The following is a 5,366-nucleotide window of genomic DNA, read 5'->3' as shown; positions in this document are numbered from 1 at the left end:
GGACCAGGAAAAAACTTGCAGGCCATAACAGTATCTACGTGAACTCTGCAATATATTGAATTTGCATGCTTTTGTAGGCCGGATCAGGCGTTTACGCTACGTCCAGCACAAGTATTTCCCTGTCTGTTTGCCGACAGACGCATATGCTCTAACCCTCATTGATCCTATGTTACCCTTGTTTGCCCGTCCGCCACTGGACGGGCTTTTTTTTAGCTGGCTAACTGCTGACAGAAAGCCTGCAACGTCTCTTCCGGCATACCAATCTGCCGCGCTGCATCACAAATGGCCTGCCAGCTTCCCGCATCCAGTGGAATCCCCTGCTTCTGCCGTTCGCGACGCGTGTTCACTTCCCACTCGCCCGGTAGCAAAATCGGCTTATCATCATCATGCGGCGAGGCTTTCACCCACTCGGCAAAGGCTTCGGTCTGCGCGTTACAATCCGGCGCGCCGAAGAGTTCCGGGTTGATGATGATAGTGGTCATGCAGTTAAGAATGGCATCGGGACTGGTTTGTAACGTTTCCTGATGCGTCGTTTTACCGCCAGAAAGCGCCCCGCCAAGAATTTCACACATCGCTGCAAGGGCGTAGCCTTTATGTTCGGCAAAGGTCAACAGCGCCCCCAACGGCGACTCCTGCATTACCGCCGGATTGGTCGTCGGCACGCCGTTAACGTCAATCAGGCAACCTGGCGGCACGGGGACGCCTTTATGCCAGGCGACGCGAGTTTTACCAAATGCGATGGCGCTGGTGGCGTAATCAAGCAACAGCGGGAAATTATCTTTACGAGGGAAAACCACACAGAACGGATTGGTGCCAAAGCGGCTGTCGCGACCGTGGAACGGCGCGACCATTGGAATACCGACCACGCTAACAAAGTGGATAGAGACAAACCCCGCCGCTGCACACTGCTCCGCCCAGTAACCGATACGGCCGATATGATGCGAGTTATGTAGCGCCACGGCGGCAATACCGTGCTTATGCGCTTTCTCAATCCCCAGCGCCATCGCTTCATGTGCCGCGACCTGACCAAATGCGCGATCGCCATCGAGCGTGACCGCCGCCCCCGACTCTTTAACGGTTTTGGCATGATGGTTAATTTGCAGGTGCCCCTGACTCCAGGAGCGTACATAGCTTGGGATCATGCCAATACCATGTGAATCATGCCCTGCCAGGTTTGCCGCGATTAAATGATCGGCAACTAATTTCGCTTCTTGTTCCTCGCTACCCATCTGACGAAATACAGCCTGAATAAAACTGTGCAGCGTCTGAGCATCAAAGCGATGACCACTTTCCATGGTTAACTCCTGTTTATGTTATGTGTTTGTTGTTTTTTTATGCTGCACGCCGGGCGCGGGAAGGTCAATAAAGATGCAGGAATTTCATATTGCGGTGGGGTAAAAGCCGGATGACATGGCTCATCCGGCTGAGAAAAGAATTAAAATGCCTGATTAACGCGCGCCAGGCCGTCGCTGATAGTTGCCGCTTCACCCGTAGCCACCAGGCAGCAAGCCATCTGGATTTTCAGCGATTCGGGAATCGGTTCGCTGCCAGCAAGGCAACGCTCAATCCACTGCGCCGTGGTTTCCGGATCTTTTGCTTGTGGCAGTAACTCGCTACCAGCAGGGTCCTGTTTTTCATACAGCACCCGCATCCCTTCACGGTCAATGAGATTGATCTGCGGGCAGCGCTGCGGATTAGCATACACTTCACCTTCAGTACCATGCATTAGTAGCGCCCGCCCGCCGATATCGCTAAAGAACTTCGCGACGCGTCCAATGTATTCCGGATGCGAAACGCTGGAAAGACGCAGCGCCTCACCTTCGGCAAATGGCGTCGCCAGTTTCGCCAGGGTATGTGCACTGTTACGCACGCCCATCCGCCAGCGCATCGCCAGTTGTTTTTCCAGCGGCGGGCAAAACGCGCCGACTGGCATAAACACCGGTTGATGTTCGTCGAGCTTCGCCTGCGCCTGCCCGCCGTGCAACGTTGGCGTAATACCCATCAATTCAAAAATGGTTTCAGTCAGCACGCGGGTTGGATCTTCGCTAACCCCGTGAACCACCACAGGAAAACCGAGTTTGTGCAGGAGAATCGCCAACAACGGCGTCAGGTTGGCCTGTTTACGCGCGCCGTTGTAACTGGGGATGACAATCGGCATCGGCTTGCCTGCTGGCGGCGTCAGCTTGATGGTGTGATTTTGCATGGCTTCGTAAAAGCCGAGCATCTCTGCTTCCCCTTCTCCTTTGATACGCAGCGCAATCAATACGCCGCCCAACTCAAGGTCAGGGACTTCACCATTGAGCATATGGGCATACAGACCGCGCGCAGTATCCCGGTCTAAATCGCGCGCGTGGTTTTTCCCGCGCCCGATCTCTTTAATGATTTTGCGATAGTCCATTTACGACTCCTTACCTGACTCACATCATTAACGCCGCCGACGGCGTGGGGATTTCGTTTTTTCTTTCTTTTTAACTATACCTTCAGGGACTTCCGGTTGCTCTATCGGAAATACCGGTAATGCATCCAGTAGTCGCTTGCCATAATTTTTGGTCAGCAAGCGTTTGTCGTAGATAACCACTTCGCCCCAGCAACCGTGGCTTCGAATCAGTCGCCCAACCTGCTGAATCAGGTTAAACGAGGCGCTCGGCAGGCTTTGCACCTCAAACGGATAGCGGTTGAGGCTTTTCAGCCATTCCCCTTCGGTGATCACCACCGGGCTGTCGATGGGCGGAAAAGCGATTTTGTGGATATGCACCTGGCTGAGCAGATCACCTTTCAAATCAAGCCCTTCGGCAAATGACTGTAAGCCCACCAGCACACTATGCTCACCGTTGGCAACGCGTTTGCGGTGCAGTTCAACTAAGCGATAACGCGGCTGATCGCCCTGCACCAGCAGCATCAGGCGTAAATCCGTCACATAGTCGAGAAAGCGCTGCATCGCCCGTCCGCTGGCAAACAGTACCAACATACCGAGATGTTTTTTGCTCTCCACCTGCTCACGGAAAAAGGCCGCCATTTCGGCAATATGCTGCTCTTCGTTGTCGATGGAAGGCTCAAAGCGCATCCGGGGAATAACAATTTTGCCCTGTTCGCAGTGGTTAAAGGGGGAATCCAGCGCCACAAAACGGTCGCCCGCTTTCTCTTTCAGCCCGCTCATCTCCTGCAAACGCGAAAAACTGTTCAGCGAACGCAAGGTTGCGGAGGTGACAATAATGTGCGGAATACTGCGCCACAGCAGCCTTTCCAGCTGATCGCTGACACGTATCCCCACGCAGTGAAACCAGAGATGCAGCTGCCCTTCGCGCTCTTCCCGCGTCGCCCATTTGGTCACCGGCGCACCGGAAGATTGCGCCAGAGACGCCAGCCGCCAGAGTTTGCTTTGCGCCTCGAACATCCCCAACGCGCGGTTCATCTGCAAAATCAACCGATGCAGACGCACAATATCGTGGCTGCCGGTTTTCTCACTTAAATCGTTAAGAAATAACTCCGCCAGACCACGCAGCATCTCGGTGAGTTTTGCCAGCCGCTGGCAGATCTCCAGCACTTCATCAGGCAGTTCGCCCATCGCAAAACGGTGCTCTGCCTCCTGCCCGGCAGGCATGTAGAGATTGAGAATGTTGTTTAACGAGGCGATAAGCTCATACAACTCTTCACAATGCGCATTCAAACGTTCAGGGATCGCCAGCGGTGGGATGGTCTTCGGGCGAAACTGCTCCATGCAGGTAGCGACCAGTTTCGTGAACAAGTCCAGCTGTAGTCGATACCAGGGCGCGGTGATTTCGGCACTCATCTCCAGCGCATCCCGGGCCACATCTGGCAGGTGATGACCTTCGTCCAGCACCAGCAGCAGATTTTTCGGGTCAGGTAGTACGGCTTCGCTTTCCATCGCCGCCATCACCAGCGCATGGTTTGCCACCACCACTTCCGCTTCCTGAATCTCCCGACGAGCAACAAAAAACGGGCATTCACGATAGTAGTAACAGTTGCGGTTGAGGCAGCTGGCTTTGTCGGTACTTAAACGACGCCAGAGATCGTCATCTATAGCGATATCAGTATGATCGCGCAGACCATCCCATTTATAAGTGTCGAGATCGCCCTTCAGCTTCGCACAACGTTTTTGCTCTTCCTGATTATTTGGCGTCAGTTCGTCGTCAAGAAACGCCAGCAGATCCTGTTGCGTGGGCTCAGTGCTGGCGAGCGCCGTCAGATTACGCGGGCAAACGTAGCGCCCACGCCCAAAAGCGGCAGTGAATTTAAGATCGGGAATGATCTTTTTCAGCAGCGGTAAATCTTTGCTGTAAATCTGATCCTGCAACGCCACGTTGGCGGTACTCACCACCAGCGTTTTTTGCTCTTCGCGGGCAATGGCGATGCCGGGGATCAAATAGGAGAGCGTTTTCCCAACGCCGGTGGGGGCTTCAATCGCCAGATGCCGCCCTTCTTCTCCGGCCAGCGTTTTGGCGACGTCCGCAATCATCTGCCGCTGCGGCGCACGGGGAATAAAGTCGGGGATCTGTTCCTGAAGCGCCTTATACCAGGCGGCAATTTGCGCTTTAAGCGCGGCGGTTAATGCCATGAGAAAACCTGAAATACTGTATAAACAGCCAATATTGTGGCATTTTTCGGTTTTCAGGGGTAATGGTTTTTCTGTTTCTGGAAAGCGGCTCGCAATAACCACCAACATAATGCGGTTTAATGCCCGTTCGAGCACAAAGGATCCAACACGTCATGCAAGACACCATCATAAATTTCTACAGCACCAGCGATGACTACGGTGATTTTTCTAACTTTGCCGCCTGGCCCATCAAGGTTGACGGGAAAACCTGGCCCACCTCAGAACACTATTTTCAGGCACAAAAATTCCTTGATGAAAAATACCGCGAAGAGATCCGTCGGGTTTCTTCCCCTATGGTCGCCGCACGCATGGGGCGCGATCGTTCTAAGCCTCTGCGTAAAAACTGGGAGTCGGTCAAAGAACAGGTGATGCGAAAAGCACTTCGCGCTAAATTCGAACAGCATCCAGAACTGCGTGCGCTCTTGCTGGCAACCGCGCCCGCAAAACTGGTTGAGCATACGGAAAACGATGCTTACTGGGGAGACGGTGGTAATGGTAAGGGCAAGAATCGACTGGGCTACCTTTTAATGGAGTTGCGCGAACAATTGGCTATAGAGAAGTAACGTCTCGGTGGCTTATGGGCGGTAAAACAGATAAATTTTTTCCCGTGTTCTCAAATTGCTGACAAGTGCTTGTTGTGAAATGCCGGATGCGGCGTAAACGCCTTATCCGGCCTACAAAAGCATGCAAATTCAATATATTGCAGAGTTCACGTAGATACTGTTATGGCCTGCAAGTTTTTTCCTGGTCC

5 protein-coding genes are annotated in these 5,366 nt (G+C 53.3%); 1 reads left to right on the top strand and 4 read right to left on the bottom strand.

Annotated elements, in window-relative coordinates:
- Positions 1 to 83 precede the first annotated feature (83 nt).
- The 4 genes from ybiE to dinG all read right to left on the bottom strand — a co-directional run bounded on the left by ybiE (position 84) and on the right by dinG (position 4,576).
- Positions 84 to 143, bottom strand: a complete 60-nt coding sequence (ybiE, locus tag FTE26_RS08600) for a protein YbiE (RefSeq protein WP_211180490.1) — start codon at positions 141 to 143, stop codon at positions 84 to 86.
- A 66-nt stretch (positions 144 to 209) separates the two neighbouring features.
- Positions 210 to 1,295 (bottom strand): hydroxycarboxylate dehydrogenase HcXB, encoded by a 1,086-nt coding sequence (hcxB, locus tag FTE26_RS08595; protein WP_000443534.1) that lies wholly within the window; start codon positions 1,293 to 1,295, stop codon positions 210 to 212.
- 140 nt (positions 1,296 to 1,435) lie between these two features.
- Positions 1,436 to 2,398, bottom strand: coding sequence for a DNA-binding protein YbiB (gene ybiB, locus FTE26_RS08590; RefSeq protein WP_000386540.1), 963 nt, complete (start codon positions 2,396 to 2,398; stop codon positions 1,436 to 1,438).
- A 27-nt stretch (positions 2,399 to 2,425) separates the two neighbouring features.
- Positions 2,426 to 4,576, bottom strand: coding sequence for an ATP-dependent DNA helicase DinG (gene dinG, locus FTE26_RS08585; RefSeq protein WP_001398823.1), 2,151 nt, complete (start codon positions 4,574 to 4,576; stop codon positions 2,426 to 2,428).
- A gap of 119 nt (positions 4,577 to 4,695) precedes the next feature.
- Between dinG and ybiA the strand changes: the two genes are divergently transcribed.
- A complete protein-coding gene (ybiA, locus tag FTE26_RS08580; RefSeq protein WP_001145128.1) occupies positions 4,696 to 5,178 on the top strand; it encodes an N-glycosidase YbiA in 483 nt (160 codons plus the stop codon).
- The last annotated feature ends 188 nt before the right edge of the window (positions 5,179 to 5,366 follow it).

Source organism: Escherichia sp. S10b (assembly GCF_028421345.1).
In the GTDB taxonomy this organism is placed as follows: Bacteria; Pseudomonadota; Gammaproteobacteria; order Enterobacterales; family Enterobacteriaceae; genus ECMA0423.
This window is presented reverse-complemented; position numbering and strand designations above follow the sequence as displayed.

Excerpts from the sequence above, each read along its gene's own strand:
- hcxB (WP_000443534.1), bottom strand. The coding sequence starts at position 1,295 with ATGGAAAGTGGTCATCGCTTTGATGCTCAGACGCTGCACAGTTTTATT.
- ybiB (WP_000386540.1), bottom strand. The coding sequence starts at position 2,398 with ATGGACTATCGCAAAATCATTAAAGAGATCGGGCGCGGGAAAAACCAC.
- dinG (WP_001398823.1), bottom strand. The coding sequence starts at position 4,576 with ATGGCATTAACCGCCGCGCTTAAAGCGCAAATTGCCGCCTGGTATAAG.
- ybiA (WP_001145128.1), top strand. The coding sequence starts at position 4,696 with ATGCCCGTTCGAGCACAAAGGATCCAACACGTCATGCAAGACACCATC.